The 15,955-nt window shown below is 43.0% G+C and carries 15 protein-coding genes; 1 reads left to right on the forward strand and 14 read right to left on the reverse strand.

Going from position 1 to position 15,955, the window contains the following annotated elements; translation table 11 throughout:
• Positions 1-10: 10 nt before the first annotated feature.
• Genes rsmB through gmk form a run of 6 tightly spaced genes read right to left on the reverse strand, consistent with a single transcriptional unit; the run spans position 11 to position 6,701 of the window.
• On the reverse strand, positions 11-1,312 hold the full coding sequence (rsmB, locus tag H625_RS0102235) for a 16S rRNA (cytosine(967)-C(5))-methyltransferase RsmB (RefSeq protein WP_026858443.1): 1,302 nt from the start codon (positions 1,310-1,312) through the stop codon (positions 11-13).
• Entirely contained in the window at positions 1,309-2,247 is a 939-nt protein-coding gene (gene fmt / locus H625_RS0102240) for a methionyl-tRNA formyltransferase (protein WP_026858444.1), read from the reverse strand. Before fmt ends, rsmB begins: the two co-directional genes overlap by 4 nt.
• A gap of 10 nt (positions 2,248-2,257) precedes the next feature.
• Positions 2,258-4,639, reverse strand: a complete 2,382-nt coding sequence (gene priA, locus H625_RS0102245) for a primosomal protein N' (protein ID WP_026858445.1) — start codon at positions 4,637-4,639, stop codon at positions 2,258-2,260.
• Entirely contained in the window at positions 4,639-5,826 is a 1,188-nt protein-coding gene (gene coaBC / locus H625_RS0102250) for a bifunctional phosphopantothenoylcysteine decarboxylase/phosphopantothenate--cysteine ligase CoaBC (protein WP_026858446.1), read from the reverse strand. The genes priA and coaBC overlap by 1 nt, the downstream gene beginning before the upstream one ends.
• Positions 5,827-5,883: 57 nt before the next feature.
• Positions 5,884-6,078, reverse strand: a complete 195-nt coding sequence (gene rpoZ, locus H625_RS0102255) for a DNA-directed RNA polymerase subunit omega (RefSeq protein ID WP_026858447.1) — start codon at positions 6,076-6,078, stop codon at positions 5,884-5,886.
• Complete coding sequence (gene gmk, locus H625_RS0102260; RefSeq protein WP_026858448.1) at positions 6,078-6,701, reverse strand: guanylate kinase; 624 nt, start codon at positions 6,699-6,701, stop codon at positions 6,078-6,080. Before gmk ends, rpoZ begins: the two co-directional genes overlap by 1 nt.
• 130 nt (positions 6,702-6,831) lie before the next feature.
• Here gmk and H625_RS0102265 point away from each other — a divergent pair, with 130 nt between their 5' ends.
• Positions 6,832-8,526 carry an Rqc2 family fibronectin-binding protein gene (locus tag H625_RS0102265; RefSeq protein ID WP_026858449.1) on the forward strand — a complete coding sequence of 565 codons (1,695 nt, stop codon included), beginning with the start codon at positions 6,832-6,834 and terminating at the stop codon, positions 8,524-8,526.
• A 258-nt stretch (positions 8,527-8,784) separates the two neighbouring features.
• Here H625_RS0102265 and pyrE read toward each other — a convergent pair whose 3' ends face one another.
• From pyrE to pyrR, 8 genes are read right to left on the reverse strand one after another with little or no spacing between them, the layout of a single operon-like run.
• Positions 8,785-9,390 carry an orotate phosphoribosyltransferase gene (gene pyrE / locus H625_RS0102270; protein ID WP_026858450.1) on the reverse strand — a complete coding sequence of 202 codons (606 nt, stop codon included), beginning with the start codon at positions 9,388-9,390 and terminating at the stop codon, positions 8,785-8,787.
• 1 nt (position 9,391) lies between these two features.
• On the reverse strand, positions 9,392-10,087 hold the full coding sequence (pyrF, locus tag H625_RS0102275; protein WP_026858451.1) for an orotidine-5'-phosphate decarboxylase: 696 nt from the start codon (positions 10,085-10,087) through the stop codon (positions 9,392-9,394).
• 21 nt (positions 10,088-10,108) lie between these two features.
• On the reverse strand, positions 10,109-11,017 hold the full coding sequence (locus H625_RS0102280; RefSeq protein WP_026858452.1) for a dihydroorotate dehydrogenase: 909 nt from the start codon (positions 11,015-11,017) through the stop codon (positions 10,109-10,111).
• Positions 11,014-11,772, reverse strand: coding sequence for a dihydroorotate dehydrogenase electron transfer subunit (locus tag H625_RS0102285; protein ID WP_026858453.1), 759 nt, complete (start codon positions 11,770-11,772; stop codon positions 11,014-11,016). The genes H625_RS0102280 and H625_RS0102285 overlap by 4 nt, the downstream gene beginning before the upstream one ends.
• 17 nt (positions 11,773-11,789) lie before the next feature.
• Positions 11,790-13,052, reverse strand: a complete 1,263-nt coding sequence (locus H625_RS0102290) for a dihydroorotase (protein WP_026858454.1) — start codon at positions 13,050-13,052, stop codon at positions 11,790-11,792.
• Positions 13,018-13,941, reverse strand: a complete 924-nt coding sequence (locus H625_RS12425; RefSeq protein ID WP_051238934.1) for an aspartate carbamoyltransferase catalytic subunit — start codon at positions 13,939-13,941, stop codon at positions 13,018-13,020. Before H625_RS12425 ends, H625_RS0102290 begins: the two co-directional genes overlap by 35 nt.
• Entirely contained in the window at positions 13,942-15,249 is a 1,308-nt protein-coding gene (locus tag H625_RS0102300; protein ID WP_026858455.1) for a solute carrier family 23 protein, read from the reverse strand.
• 19 nt (positions 15,250-15,268) lie between these two features.
• Complete coding sequence (pyrR, locus tag H625_RS0102305) at positions 15,269-15,790, reverse strand: bifunctional pyr operon transcriptional regulator/uracil phosphoribosyltransferase PyrR (RefSeq protein ID WP_026858456.1); 522 nt, start codon at positions 15,788-15,790, stop codon at positions 15,269-15,271.
• Positions 15,791-15,955: the final 165 nt, after the last annotated feature.

Below are 15,955 nucleotides of genomic sequence, written 5' to 3' on the forward strand. Positions count from 1 at the left end.
ATCCGTGGCATTAGCTGTCAGACTTTTTAAATCTCGCAATGAAAAAACCGTCTGTGTGATGTTCATACGGAAGGATTTGTCTGTATGGCCCCGTAAAGTTAAATGCCGGAATACTAAAATCATCAAATTCAATGTCATCGTGATTTTTCTTAAATGTATAAGCAACATTTTCATTTTCCAGCTGATGAATGGTGCAAGTTGAATAAATTAATATGCCATTAGGTTTCAGATATTTCTTAACATTATCTAAAATATCGAGCTGTAATTCAACTAATTCGTTAATACTTTCTTCATTTCGTTCGTATTTAATTTCGGGCTTGCGTTTAACAACACCGAGACCGGAACATGGTGCATCGACGATAATACGGTCAAATTGCTGGCCGTAATCGTATGTTTTAGCATCCGCAACGAATGCTTCGTAGTTCGTATGCTGCAAACGTGCAGCCTCGTTATTTATTAATGTAATTTTATGTTCATGCACGTCTCCTAGAGTTACTGAGCCATTGTCCATTGATTCAAGTGCATGCAGACCCTTGCCGCCCGGTGCACTGCAGACATCCAGTATGTCGTCGTCTTCAAGCGGATCCAGTGCCAGATTAACAAACATCGAAGAGACATCCTGAATCGCAAAGAAACCGTCTTTATAAGACTGACTGTGGGTAATATTCTGTCCGTTAAATTCAATAGCATCCGGGTGCAGATTGGATTCTCTGACGTCATAGCCTTCATTTAAAAGCATTTCAATTAAATTATCTCTGTCGATCAGCTTTTTATTTACCCGGAGGTACATTTGCGGTTTTTCATTCAGCGATGAAATAATACGCTCTGTTTCTTCAGTACTGTAATGTTTAAACCAATGCTTCACCAGCCATTTAGGCATGCTGTATTTCACAGATAAACGTGCCGCATCATTTTTAATGTCATCGATATTCGGTCTTTCGCCTCTTAAGTAAGCACGCAATATACCATTAATCTGTTTACCTGCCTGCAGCCCGCCGCGTTCTTTGGCGATTTCAACCGCTTCATTAATCACGGCAAAATCAGGTACACGGTCGAGATACTCCAGCTGATAAATTGAAATCAGCAGCAGATAACGCTGCCAGCGGCGTAATTTTGTTTTTACAAATGGTCTTACATAATATTCAAGTGTCAGTTTATGCTGCAGCGTACCGTATAGAATTTCAGTCAGCAGACCTTTATCCTGCGAATTTAATTCTTCAAAGCGGAGCGCTTCATTCAAAACGATGTTGCTGTATGCTTTATTGTCGATTACATCTTCATATAATTCCAGTGCCAGTGCTCTCACTGTCATCCGTCTTCACCCAGTTTCGTGCCGATTAAATCACTATTATTGTTAATAAAATCAAGCGCATTATTTTTTTTCTTGCCGGCAAGCTGTACTTCTGTAATATTTACGAGCCCGTCCGTCGCCGCGACTAAAAAGCCGTTGTCACTTTTTCCGGTAATCGTACCCGGTGCTGCATCAGCTGTTTTATTTGTCAGCTCTGCTGCAAATATTTTCAGACGTTTACCATCCTGCATCGTGTGCCCGACAGGCCACGGTGCAAGCCCGCGTATATGATTAAAGACATCGCGTGCCGGTCTATTAAAGCTGATGACTTCATCCGTTTTTAAAATGTTGGGACTGAAAGTTGCTTCACTTTCAGTTTGAGGCGTGCGTTTGTTCGTACCTTCGATAATGTACGGCAGTGTTGTCATCAGAAGTGATGCTCCGACTCTGCTGAGTTTATCGAACAGTGTACCTGTGTTGTCATTGTCTTCAATTTGGATACTCTTTGCGGCAATAATATCTCCCGCATCCAGTTTTTTCGCCATATACATTATCGTTACGCCCGTTTCCTTGTCGCCGTTAATAAGCGCACGGTGAATCGGCGCACCCCCGCGGTGTTTGGGTAACAGCGATGCATGAACATTAAGCGACCCTTTAGACGGGACATTTAAAATGTTTTCCGGCAGTAGCTGGCCGAATGCAGCCGTAATAATCAGGTCCGGCTCAATATCTGCTACGATTTTAAGCGCTTCTTCACTCTTCATCGTTTCAGGCTGATACAGCTCAATACCGAGCAGTTTTGCTGCAACGGCAACCGGCGGGTCTGTCATTACTTTTTTTCGGCCGACAGGTCTTGCAGGCTGTGAAATGACCAGATCGACACCGTATTCTTTATGAAGTTCTTTTAATATCGGCACAGAAAAATCCGGTGTACCCATAAAGATAATTTTTGTCATGTTAAATCTCCTACATAATATATTGTGGATCGACATCGATTTTTAAAGACAATCCTGTCTTCTTATAAAGCTGTGTATATTTTTGATCGAGAGCATCCAGTACATCTTTCAATGCCGGCTCCCGTTTATATTTAAGCAGAATCTGGAATCTGTTTTTATTTTTAATTCTTTCGATTGGACTTGGTGACGGACCGATAATAATACAGCTGTCACTCACGTTTTTAACCAGTGTATTGTGAATATCTGTCGTCGCATCAAGACAATCCTTAACACGCTCAGATGACACTGTAAACAATATATGAAAATAGAACGGAGAATACCGTGCAAATTTCCTGAACTGCATTTCTTTTTCATAGAACTCGGAATAATTATTATCCATTGCCAGTGTAATCGCGTAGTGCTCCGGATTATACGTCTGAAATATAACTTCCCCCGGAAGTTCGTGACGCCCGGCACGTCCGGCCACTTGTGTTAAGAGCTGGAAGGTCCGTTCATTCGCCCTGAAGTCCGGCAGATTTAACATCGTATCCGCGTTCAGCACTCCGACCAGCGTGACGTTCGGATAATCAAGACCTTTTGCGATCATCTGCGTACCGAGAAGTATCGGTGCTTTTCCATGCTCAAAACGGTTTAGCAGCTGTTCGTGCGCGCCTTTATGCTTTGTTGTATCGACATCCATTCTAATAATGTCAACGTTAAATGTATCCCGTAAAATCTCTTCAACTTTTTGTGTACCCGTTCCTCTGAACGTTACATCATTAGAGCCGCAGTCTGCACACTTTCTCGTTACCTGTTCTTCATAGCTGCAGTAATGGCATAAAAGGCTGCTGTTGTTTTTATGATACGTGAGTGAAATATCACAGTTCGGACAGTTCGGCACATGGCCGCAGTTCTGGCAGATTTGGAAGTTGGCGAAGCCTCTGCGGTTTAGCAGCAGCACTGTCTGTTCCCCTTTTTCCAGCCGGTCGTATATCGCAGCTTCCAGTTTCCTCGATAAAATTCCAGAGTTGCCGTCTTTATGTTCGTCACTCATATCAACAACTTCTGCTTTAGGCAAAGGCTGCATGCCCGGACGATGTGTGAGCTCAAAGCGCTTGTACACTTCCTTCGAGCTCCGCGCATACGATTCAAGCGAGGGTGTTGCAGATCCTAAAACGACAGGACAGTTATGGAAGTCCGCGCGTAATTTTGCCACTTCGGCTGCATGATACATCGGTCGTTCTGATTGTTTATAAGTCGTTTCATGCTCTTCATCGATAATAATAATACCAATATCTTTAAACGGTGCAAAAATAGATGAGCGTGCGCCGACTGATACCCGTGCGCGGCCGCTTTGGATTTTACGCCATTCATCGTACTTCTCACCATGCGACAATGCAGAGTGCAGTACGGCAACATCGTCGCCGAAACGAGCTTTAAATCTGTTGACCATTTGCGGTGTCAGCGCAATTTCTGGCACCAGCATAATTGCTTCCTGGTCAGTATTAAGCGCTGTCTGTATTAGCTGTAAATAGACTTCGGTTTTTCCGCTGCCGGTAATACCATGCAAAAGAAATGTTTCATTGTCATTATTTAATACGGCATTATTAATATTGTTAAAAGCAGCAGCCTGCTCATCAGTTAATTCTTTTTCATAATCCGCTTCAAATATTCTCGATTCGTACGGATCGCGTTCGACGACCATATCCAGTTTTTTTACGTACCCTTTTTTCTCAAGTTCACGAACAATTGCTTCTGAGTAGCCCTGTTCTTTCAGTACTTTAAGCAGTACCGGTTCATTGTAATCTTCAATGACCTGCAGTGCTTCAAACTGTTTCGGTGCACGTTCAAGCGGTGCTTTATTCAAATACAGTGATTGCACACCTTTTTGAACTTTTTTCCGGGTATGCTGTTTAATCTGAATATCCTCATAAATATCTCCAGACTCAATATAAGGCATCAGTACTGCAAGATTTTTCGCAGATAAGCTCTTCGTTTCGAGTTCACCGTTTGCAGCGTAGCTTTCATATATAAATTTAGCTTCACTTGATGCATCTTCATCAAGCATCAGCACTTTTTTCGATTTTGTTTTCAGTGCAACCGGCAGTATTGTTTCGATGACTGAAATATACGGCTCGATATAATAATTTGCCAACTTTTTTGCCAGCTCAACCAGTTCCTCTGTTAAGACCGGTTCAACATCCATCACTTTAACGATTTCCTTAACCTTACCTTCCGGTATATCAGTATTATCGTGAATGCTCATCACGTAAGCCTGTACATGTCTCGGGCCAAACGGCACGAAAACACGGTGACCGGCTTTAATGACGTTCGACAAGTGAGCAGGTATTTTATAATCGAACAGCCGGTTGACATCCTTACTGTTTACACCGACGATAACTGCAGCATACATCAGCGTATCACCCGTTCTGTGAGCGTATCTGCTATTTTTTCTGCGAGAAGTGTTTTAGCCATTTTAGGCAGCGGCACTTTACTGCCGTCCTTAAATATAATTGTAACTTCATTGTCATCGCTGTTCATGCCGATAGAAGTATCCGATACATCGTTCATTATAATCGCATCCGCTTTTTTAGACTCCAGTTTGCCGAGTGCATACGCTTCAACATTTTCTGTTTCTGCAGCAAAACCGACAACATACATATCTTCGTTGTTATGACCGGCATATTTTAATATATCCTGTGTTTCTACAAGTTCTATCGAAGGCACATTACCCTCTTGTTTTTTAATTTTTTGTCCGCTCTGTTCTTTAACAGTAAAGTCGGACACTGCTGCCGTAAAAATACCGATATCAGCAGCCATATGTTCTTTAACCGCCTCAAACATTTCAGCTGTCGATTCTACATCAATACGCGTTACACCGGCAGGTACAGGCAGATTCGTCGGTCCGCTGACTAAGATTACTTCAGCTCCGCGTCTTTTAAAACTGTCTGCGATACTGTAGCCCATTTTTCCGCTCGAAAAATTAGAAAGGTAGCGAATCGGGTCAAGTCGTTCCCGTGTCGGACCTGCAGTAACTAAAACACGCTTTCCGCTGAGTTCTTTGTTTTCGTTCAGCATATCGTTAATTTTTTCCATAATATCTGGAACTGATGCAAGACGCCCCTTTGCATTATAGCCGCACGCAAGAAAACCTGTTTCCGAATCGATAAACTCCACACCCTGGCCTCTCAGTTTGTCGATGTTTTCCTGAACTGACGGCTGATGCAGCATGTGCACATTCATTGCCGGTGCCATTAAAACGGGTTTCGTATTTGCAGCAAGCACATTTAAGAGCATATTATCGTAGATTCCGTTAGCAAACTTACCAATCGTATTCGCTGTTACCGGGACGACTGCGATAATGTCAGCCCACTCTCCGATATTAATATGTGCAATATTACTTGGGTCTTCTTCTAGAAAAGTATTTGTGTAGACGTGGTTTCTGCTGATTGCCTGAAAGGCGAGCGGAGTTACGAACTCCAGCGTGTTGTCTGTTAATACGACGCGGACTTCGTGCCCGGATTGAATGAGTTTACTCGTTAAATCAATCGCTTTATAACTTGCGATTCCTCCCGTCACACCGAGGACAATATTTGCCAAATTAATCACCTCTTCAAAAAAAGCTGACAATTTCTTGTCAGCATCATTATTTCTCTTTTATTTGTGTACAGTAACTTTGCCGGCTGCTATTTCTTCTAAAGAATAGCCGACGTTAGTTTTAGATACATATGAATCCAATATCAGATCTTCAGGATGTTCCTGCAATTGTCTTGCGCGTTTTGCCGCCATAGTAACTACAAGGTACTTTGAATCGACATTTTTTTTAAGTTCATGACCAGCTGGGTATAACATTAATTATTTGCCTCCAGTAAAAGTTTTCTTAACTTATTTTCCACACGTGAGCGTTCCAGGTGACTCGCCTCAACAATACACTGAATTTTTTGACGCGCCGTATCAACATCGTCATTAATTACGACATAGTCGTATAAGTTCATTAAGCTGAGTTCACGTCTCGCTTCTTTAATACGGTAATTAATCACTTCTTGTGAATCTGTACCGCGACCGATTAAACGCTCTTCAAGCTGGGCCAGTGTCGGCGGAGCAAGGAAGATAAACAAAGCGTCCGGGAATTTTTCTCTGACCTGCTTTGCGCCTTCGACTTCAATTTCCAGAAACACGTCGTGTCCATCTGCAATTGTGTCTTTCACGTAATCTACTGGTGTGCCATAGTAATTTCCTACGTATTCAGCATACTCGATGAATTTATCCTGTTCTATTAACGTTTCAAATTCTTCGTGCGACTTGAAAAAGTAATCTATGCCATCACGTTCGCCTTCTCGTTTCTGTCTAGTTGTCATAGAAATTGAGTATTTAAAATTCGTCTCTGGGTGATCGAAAATGGCTTTGCGAACAGTGCCTTTCCCAACTCCCGAAGGCCCCGAGAGAACGATGAGCAATCCTTTATCAGATACCATAGAATGTAACCTTTCTAATTTTGATTACTTCTTAATGTACCATAGATTGCATAAAATTTCATCCTTAAAGCGGACATTAAATATACATTCATGATAAAATAATATGTAATCATTTTGAGGAGGATACGCCATGGCTTTTGACGGAAATTTTACGCACGCACTCGTAGATGAACTGCAATTTTTAGTGCGCGGTAAAATAAATAAAATTCAGCAGATGGATAATTCATCTCTTCTTTTAAAAATGCGCGCAGGCGGAAAAAATCATCAGCTGCTAATAAGCAGCCACCCGATGTATGCCCGCTTCCATTTAACAGAACATAAATATGAATTTCCATTTGATCCGCCGATGTTTTCACGCATTTTAAGAAAACATATCGAAGGCGGCTTTATTACTGAAATTAAACAGCTTGGCAATGACCGCCAGGTGCATATTCATATACGCGCAATTAACGATATCGGAGACGATATTGAACGCATATTAATACTTGAAATTATGGGACGCCATTCGAATATTATTTTAACAGATAAAGAGTATAAAATTATCGACGGCATTAAACATTTAACACCGAATAATAACGTGCGGACGATTATGCCGGGCTTTACTTACGAAGGACCGCCGACAGATAAAAAATTAAATCCAAGAACGGAAGCGCTCGAAGAACTGCCGAAATTTATCGATTTTAATTCAGGCAGACTGAAGAAGCAGATTTTAATGAACATCGAAGGATTCAGTCCGGTATTTATCGATGAAGTCGAATCACGTGTAAAATATTTCAATATCGATAATATCGTTCCTGCAATTAAAGAGACGCTTAAAGACAGTGACAATATTCAGGCAGTCTATTACGACTTGAAAAAGCCGGTATTTTACTTTACCCCGCTCACTCATTTAGGTGAACCGGATAAAGTCTACGGTAATCTCAGCCAGCTGCTGGACGACTATTACCACCGCCGTTACCAGATCAGTGCAATCCGCCAGAAATCGTCGGATTATCTGCAGGTGATTGAACGTGAACACGATAAAACAGTCCGTAAAATTACGAATCTAAAAGCCGATTTAAAAGAAGCGGCGGAAAAAGATAAGTATCAGAAATACGGCGAGCTCATTACTGCGTATATGCATAACATTGGAAACTATCAGGAATCAGCAGTCGTGATGGATTACTATACAAATGAAAATATAGAAATTCCGCTCGATAAACAGCTCTCCCCTGCCGGTAATGCACAGCGCTATTACAATATGTACAACAAGTTGAAAAATCGTGAAAAAATTGCACAGGAACAGCTGCGCCTGGCACATATGGATGTCGAATACTTCAGCAATCTGCTGCATCAGATGGAAAATATTACAACAGCAGACGAAGTTGAAGAAGTCCGTCAGGAATTAATCGAACAGAAAATAATTAAAGAACGCAACAGAGGTAAAAAGAAAAAGAAAGTGAATAAAATTCAGCTGCACGAATTCGAAACGTCCGCTGGACTGCCTGTATTCGTCGGTAAAAACAACAAGCAGAACGACTATTTAACAAACCGAAAAGCACAGAACAATCATCTGTGGTTCCATACGAAAGACATACCGGGATCACACGTTGTCATTGCACATAACGCTGCAGAGATAACAGAAGACGATATCCTTGAAGCGGCAATGCTGGCAGCATTCCATTCTAAAGCCGGCCAGTCTGCAGGCGTACCCGTCGACTATACAGAAATCAAACACGTTAAAAATATACCGGGAACTAAACCAGGATTTGTAACTTACAGTGAACAGTCGACAGTACTGGTTGATCCGGATGCCGAGAAAGTCAAAAAAATGAAGAAAGATTAATGAAGAGCGCCGGTGATTCGGCGCTTTTTTGTGTTGTTTTTTGTTTTCGACCGCATGTGGATGCTTCATCAGGTTGAATAGCAATTTTCGACCGCATGTGGGTGCTTCATCGAGTCGAGTATAAGTTTTCGACCGCATGTATCCGGAAATGCGTTCCACATTGGGACGATTAGCAGTTTTCACACCAACAAGCGGTAAAATCCACACAACAATCAAAAAAGGCAAATCCATTGATTTGCCGACCGCACCTTAATATTATTATAATCCATCTCTAAACTCACGCACATCGTCAGCACCGGCTGAATCCAGCACTCCGCGTTCTTCTGCTATTTCAAGCAGTGTATCTAAATCGCACAGTACCGAGTAAGCGCAGCCTGCTGATTCAAATTTTTGAACGGCACCTTTTATGCCGTATGAGAATATGGCAGCGACGCCTAATACTTCGGCACCGTCTGCGCGCAGTGCTTCTACTGCGTTCAGGCTTGAACCGCCTGTAGAGATTAAGTCTTCGATGACTACAACACGTTTTCCTTTAACAGCAGCGCCCTCGATCTGGCGCGCCGTCCCGTGTGCTTTCTTACTTCCGCGCACGTAGGCTGACGGCTTCTCCAGACGGTCTGCAATCAATGTTGCATGGGGGATTCCGGCAGTTGCGGTACCCACGATGACATCGGCTTCCGCAAATTCACCAAGCTGTTCTATAAGCAGCTGAATCACTTTACGATGTGCTTTAACATCACCGAGTATCTGTCTGTTATCACAATATATCGGAGATTTTATCCCGCTCGCCCATGTGAACGGATCTTTCGGCGACAGTTTTACCGCATCTATATCGAGCAGTGTATGTGCAACTGATGGATACATATTACTTGCCCTCCCATAATTGTTTGATTTCTTTGTAAGCTTTCGCCGGATTATCACTTTGTGTAATCGGACGGCCTACTACTATATAATCAGAACCGAGTTGTTTCGCTTTGTTCGGTGTAACAACACGCACCTGGTCGTCGTTATTATTTTCCGATAAACGGATTCCCGGTGTTACTGTTAAAAAATGTTCCGAGATTTCGTTATGAATCATTCTGCTTTCAAGCGGTGATGATACAACACCGTCGAGCCCTGCTTTATACGCCAGTTCAGCATAATGCAGTACGCTGTTTGTTAATGACAGCGGTGTCTGCTGTTCACGCTGCATCGTATGTTCATCCATACTTGTCAGCTGCGTCACCGCAATAATTTTACCGTCTGCATTTTCTTTTCTGAAAGCCGATGCGGCACGTTTCATCATTTCATAGCCGCCGGATGCATGAACGTTAACCATATCCACATTAAGTTTCCCGAGCACCGACATCGTGCGTTCGACTGTTGTCGGTATATCGTGTAATTTTAAGTCCAGAAAAACATCGTGGCCGTATGCTTTAATCACATCTATAATTGCCGGCCCGCTCTGCATATATAACTCCATGCCGATTTTAACATACAGTTTTTCATCGAAGCCCGTGAGAAATGTCTTCGCCTCTTCGTATGTACTGAAATCTAATGCAATAATTGGTTTCGCTGTCATCTTAAAATTCCTCCTAATGTGTTAAAGAAAAGCCCGTTCTTTTATATCATGTATATGATTCAGATTCATTTCTTCTGTCTTTTTCTCAAGTTCATCTATCAGTTCTTTGCATATATAAGGATTCGTAAAATTCATCGTTCCGATTGCCACTGCATCAGCACCTACACTGATAAAGTCTAGTACATCATCGACTGTTGCAATACCACCCATACCGATAATCGGAATATCGGGCAATGCCTGTCTTACTTGATATACCATGTTTAAAGCGACGGGTTTAATTGCCGGTCCGCTTAAGCCGCCTGTCGTATTTGCCAGTATCGGTCTGCCGTTATTGTCAAGCCGCATACCGACAAGCGTATTGATCATCGTAATACCGTCTGCTGCTGACACACTTTTCGCCATATCAACTATATTAGTGACGTTCGGCGACAGTTTAACATAAATCGGTTTTGCACTTACTTCTTTAACCGATTCTGTTAACTTCCTTGCCGTCTCTGGATCTGTACCAAACTGAATACCGCCCTCTTTAACATTAGGACATGAGATATTTAATTCAAGTGCACTGACATTCGGCGCCTTGGAAATCTTTCTTGCCACCTCAACATAATCTTCAATTTTAGTCCCTGCAACATTCGCAATAATCGGCACATCAAACTGCTCAAGATACTTTAATTCATGTTCAATAATATGATCCACACCCGGATTCTGCAGGCCTATGGCATTCAGCATACCGCTCGATGTTTCAGCAACTCTTGGTGTTTTATTGCCCATTCGAAGCTCTTCTGTTGCAGCTTTAATCATAATTGCGCCGAGCTCTGATAAATCGTACAGCTTGGAAAACTCTTCACCGAAACTAAAACATCCGGACGCAGGCATAATCGGGTTCTTTAACTCCAGTCCCGGCAGCGATATATGTAATTTATCCGTCATAGCACAACCGCTCCTTTTTCAAATACAGGCCCGTCTGTACATATTTTAACCTGCTCGCCGGCTGTTGTTTCGCATACACATGCGTAACATACGCCGAAACCGCAGCCCATTCTTTCTTCCAGAGAAATAAATCCGTCCATCGGCATGGTGTTATCCAGTACTTTTAACATCACTTTCGGACCGCATGCATAAAACTTATCAAAATCAGTACCAATTTGCTGGATGACATCTGTCACAAACCCTTTTACGCCGTAGGTCCCGTCTGCCGTTGCAACTTGTGTCTCGCCAAACGTTTTAAATGCCTCTTCATAAAATACATCTTTTTTACTATTAAAGCCGAGTACGTGTGTTGTTTTGACGCCTCGCTTATTAAGCTGTTTTGTGAGTTCATATAACGGAGGCACCCCGATACCGCCGCCGACAATCAGCACATGTTCACCGGCTTCTGCCGTGTTAATATCGTAGCCGTTGCCTAGCGGCATCAGCACATCGACAGCTGCTCCTGTATTAATTTCAGCAAGCTTTTTAGTGCCGGGACCTTCTGCACGGAATGTAATCGTAATTTCACTTTTTTCAGCATCAATACTTGAAATTGATATCGGACGCCTTAAGACGTGTTCAGTCGATTTTGATACTCTGACGTGAACGAACTGTCCCGGACGGAGCGTATATTTTTTAAGCTCCGTCTTCAGCACAAGTTCATAAATATTGTCGGCAATTTCTGCTTTGGCTATTGCAGTTGCAAGTTGCAGCATGTCAGCACCCCTGTATTTTACTTATTGTCGTACACAATTTTACCGTCAGCAATTGTTATAACGATATCACTCGTCAACTGCTCTCCATGGAACGGTGTGTTTTTTGATTTCGATAAAAAATCATTCTTATCCAGAGTATATTCACGGTTTAAATCAATCAGTGTCAAATCAGCCGCACGGCCAGCTGCTATTTTACCGCTGTCCAATTTAAATACTTCACTCGGCTTTATCGTCATCCAGTCGACAAGCTGCTGCAGCGTAAACACACCTGTTTTAACGAGTTTCGTATAGACGAGCTGGAAGGCATTTTCAATGCCGACGATACCGAACGGTGCTGTTTCAATACCAGCAGCTTTTTCATCTTCATGATGCGGCGCGTGGTCCGTTGCGATAAAGTCCAGAGTGCCGTCTAACAGTCCTTCAATCAGCGCTTCTCTGTCATCTGTACCGCGGAGCGGCGGATTCATTTTGAAGTTCGGGTCTTTTTCGGTTATATCATTTTCATCCAGTACTAAATGATGCGGTGTTACTTCTGCCGTTACTTTAATGCCGGCACGTTTAGCATCGCGAATGACCCGGACGCTTTCTTTTGTCGACACATGACAGACATGATAGTGGCAGTCTGCCGCTTCAGCGAGCAGTACGTCTCTCGCGATCTGAGTCGATTCTGTAATTGCCGGAATGCCTTTGACACCGAGCTTTTCACTCGTCTTGCCTTCGTGGATTGCTCCGCCGTAAATTAATGTGTTTTCTTCAGTATGTGCAACGATTGCCATATCAACTTTTGCAGCAGCCTGCATTGCACGGTACATCATATCTGCACTCTGTACTCCTACACCGTCATCGGTAAAAGCAAATGCTCCCTCAGCTTTTAGAGCTTTAAAATCAACGAGTTTCTCACCTTTTAAACCGGTCGTAATCGACACATACGGCAGAACTTTAATCACTGCATCTTCTTTAATTTTATTATTTAAATCGCGGAGTATTTCAGGTGTATCAATAATTGGATTTGTATTAGGCATCGGACAGATTGTCGTAAAGCCGCCGCATGCTGCAGCGTTAGTCCCCGATTTAATCGTTTCTTTATGTTCAAAACCGGGTTCTCTTAAGTGAACGTGTACATCGACAAGGCCTGGTGTTAATAACAGGCCGGTGCAGTCGATAATGTCCATATCAGCATTAAGATTCTGTCCGACTTCAGCAATTTTACCGTCTTTAATTAAAACATCTGAGATTTCTTCTTTATTATTGAGTAACAGCGTAGCGTTTTTCAAAAGCATTGTTGTTGCTCCCTTCCCCATCAAGTACTGATTCTAATATACTCATACGCATAAACACGCCGTTTGTCATCTGTTCAAATATGACACTCTTTTCGCCTTCAACCACTTCGTCCGTAATTTCAACGTTGCGGTTTAACGGAGCAGGGTGCATGATCAGTGCGTCGGGCTTCATATTGTCCATGCGTTCTTTGTTCATGCCGTACAGCGCGTTATATTCTGCCTTCGGCATTTTTGAATATGCTTCGTGACGTTCATGCTGAACGCGGAGCAGCATTATTACATCTGAGATTTCAACTGCTTCATCGATTCCGATATACGGTATGTTCAGCGTGTTATCCTGTAATTCAACAGGTCCTGAGAAGTATACTTCCGCACCCATTTTAGTCAGCGCTTCTGCATTCGATTTTGCAACACGCGAATGTTTGATATCACCGACAATTGCTATTTTAAGTCCGCATAACTGTCCTAAATTTTCATAAATTGTCATCATATCGAGAAGTGACTGTGTTGGATGTGAACCGCTGCCGTCACCGCCGTTTATAATCGGAATGTTGAGGTGTTCGAGTTCTTCATAATACTTATTATCCGGATGTCTCACTACTAATGCATCTGCACCGATTGCTTCCAGTGTTTTGCATGTGTCGTAAAGTGTTTCCCCTTTAGATACCGAACTTGTCGATACATCGAAGGGCAGGCGTTCAACGTTAAGTTTTTTCTCGGCCATTTCAAAACTGAGTTTTGTGCGCGTCGAGTTTTCATAAAACAGATTGACAACTGTTTTATCGTTTAGCTTCATAACCGGTCTGCCATTTTTAATGTCGATTGCTCTCGTAATTAACGCTTCGATTTCTTTCGGAGTGACATGTTCCATAGATAATAAGTTTTTCATTTATTTCGTCTCCCTCTTAGGTAAAATTAGATTTAGAATAATTCCTGCTACTGCAGCGAGTGCCATTCCTTCCAGGTTGAAGGGAATATTGCCTATCGTGAAGTCTAAATGTGCTTTACCGATCCCGATGACTAAAATCACAGAGGCAATAACCAGGTTGCGTTTGTTGTCAAAATCAATTCTAGCGTCGATCAGCATGCGGAGTCCGCTTGCTGCGATAATACCGAACAGGAGTATGGACACACCGCCCATAACCGGTGATGGAATGCTCTGAACCACTGCCGTAAACTTGCCGACAAAACCGAGTATCACTGCGAGCACCGCTGCCCCTCCGATTACCCAGACACTGAAGATTCTCGTGATGGCGAGCACCCCGATGTTTTCACCGTAAGTAGTTGTCGGCGGACCCCCGATTGTACTTGCAAACATCGTTGCGACACCGTCACCGATAATCGAGCGGTGAAGTCCTGGTTTCTTAAAGAAGTCGCGCCCGACTATTTTATTGATAACCATCTGGTGTCCGATATGCTCTGATATTGTGACAAAGACGATTGGCAGCATTACCATGAAGAGTCCAAGGTTCATTGCCGGTGTATAATCCTGATAAGGAATGTACAGATCTGGCAGCACAAACCAGCCCGTAGTTTTAATTAGTTCAAGGTCTACTATGCCAAACAGCAGTGCTGTGGTGTAGCCTCCGACGATACCGATTAAAATCGGAATTAAACCGAGCACGCCTTTAAGGAAAATTGAAGCCAGTATTGTAATCGTGAGTGTTATCAGTGCAACTGTAATGTAGGTCATGCTGTAACCTTCCTGATTGCCTGAGTCCGTGTACATTGCCATATCTACAGCGACTGGGGCCAGCCCAAGGCCGATTACCATAATGACCGGTCCGACGACTATCGGCGGCAAGAGGCGGATAATCCATCCTGTTCCGGCGAGCCGGATAACCAGCCCGATCAGAACATACAGCACACCGCTGAAGAACAGCGCTGTCAGTACTTCTCCAAGTGTATTTGCGCCAAGTGCGATAGTAATTGGAAGTATAAAGGCAAAACTTGAACCAAGGTATGCAGGAATCTGCCCCTTAGTAATTAAAATGTAAAGGAGTGTTCCGATTCCGCTTGCAATCAGTGCCGCACTTACCGGCAGGCCTGTCAGAAACGGCACCAGCACAGTTGCTCCGAACATTGCAAACAAATGCTGTGAGCTTAGCAGTAATCCTTGAAAAAATTTCGGTCTGTCATGTACATCGAGTTCAGGCTCTACTGAGCGTTCGTAAATCTCATCTTCAAACTTTGCCATCTTCCAATCTCCTTTTTATTTAAAGTATAGTAACGCTTGTTTCCTGATCGACTTCTTCTACTTTTACTGATACTTTTTCTGTTTTCGATGTCGGAATGTTTTTGCCGACGTAATCAGGTCTGATTGGCAGTTCTCTGTGTCCTCTGTCAACGAGTATTGCGAGCGATATTGTTGTGGGTCTTGCTGTGTTCAATATTGCATCAATCGCCGCTCTTATTGTGCGTCCTGTTTCAAGTACATCATCGACGATGACCACGCTCATATTCGTAAAGTCTGTATCCACGACGACTGACTTGTCCGCCTTGATATCTTCCGGGCGGTCATCTCTGAAGCCGCTGATGTCAATCGTGCCGGTCGGCAGTTTCACACCTTCTATTTCTTCGATGCGTTCCTGAATGCGCAGTGCGAGGTGCTCACCGCGTGTTTTAATACCGAGCAGCACGATGTTTTCACTGCCTTTGTGTTTTTCCAATATTTCGTGCGACATGCGGGTAACTGCCCGTTTAATCTGCGCACTGTCCATAATTATTTTTGCTGCCATTGTTAATTCCTCCAGAATTTTTGCATAAAAAAATGCTCATGTCAGAAGACATGAGCATATAGTTATCCTATATTTTCGCACAGCGATTTTTACATAATCTGCCCATTCCGGCCCAGATTACTCATCATTGTGGCGTTCACGTCTTCTTAGCCTCACAGGACTAAA

The sequence above is a fragment of the Jeotgalicoccus psychrophilus DSM 19085 genome, assembly GCF_000425845.1.
Taxonomy (GTDB): Bacteria; Bacillota; Bacilli; order Staphylococcales; family Salinicoccaceae; genus Jeotgalicoccus; species Jeotgalicoccus psychrophilus.

Bases quoted from the DNA above. Each gene is read 5' to 3' on its own strand.
- rsmB (WP_026858443.1), bottom strand. From the start codon at position 1,312: ATGACAGTGAGAGCACTGGCACTGGAATTATATGAAGATGTAATCGAC.
- H625_RS0102280 (WP_026858452.1), bottom strand. From the start codon at position 11,017: ATGACGGATAAATTACATATATCGCTGCCGGGACTGGAGTTAAAGAAC.
- pyrR (WP_026858456.1), bottom strand. From the start codon at position 15,790: ATGGCAGCAAAAATAATTATGGACAGTGCGCAGATTAAACGGGCAGTT.
- pyrE (WP_026858450.1), bottom strand. From the start codon at position 9,390: ATGTATCCATCAGTTGCACATACACTGCTCGATATAGATGCGGTAAAA.
- gmk (WP_026858448.1), bottom strand. From the start codon at position 6,701: ATGGTATCTGATAAAGGATTGCTCATCGTTCTCTCGGGGCCTTCGGGA.
- H625_RS0102285 (WP_026858453.1), bottom strand. From the start codon at position 11,772: ATGCTGCAACTTGCAACTGCAATAGCCAAAGCAGAAATTGCCGACAAT.
- H625_RS0102300 (WP_026858455.1), bottom strand. From the start codon at position 15,249: ATGGCAAAGTTTGAAGATGAGATTTACGAACGCTCAGTAGAGCCTGAA.
- H625_RS0102265 (WP_026858449.1), top strand. From the start codon at position 6,832: ATGGCTTTTGACGGAAATTTTACGCACGCACTCGTAGATGAACTGCAA.
- H625_RS12425 (WP_051238934.1), bottom strand. From the start codon at position 13,941: ATGAAAAACTTATTATCTATGGAACATGTCACTCCGAAAGAAATCGAA.
- priA (WP_026858445.1), bottom strand. From the start codon at position 4,639: ATGTATGCTGCAGTTATCGTCGGTGTAAACAGTAAGGATGTCAACCGG.
- fmt (WP_026858444.1), bottom strand. From the start codon at position 2,247: ATGACAAAAATTATCTTTATGGGTACACCGGATTTTTCTGTGCCGATA.
- rpoZ (WP_026858447.1), bottom strand. From the start codon at position 6,078: ATGTTATACCCAGCTGGTCATGAACTTAAAAAAAATGTCGATTCAAAG.
- pyrF (WP_026858451.1), bottom strand. From the start codon at position 10,087: ATGACAGCGAAACCAATTATTGCATTAGATTTCAGTACATACGAAGAG.
- H625_RS0102290 (WP_026858454.1), bottom strand. From the start codon at position 13,052: ATGCTTTTGAAAAACGCTACGCTGTTACTCAATAATAAAGAAGAAATC.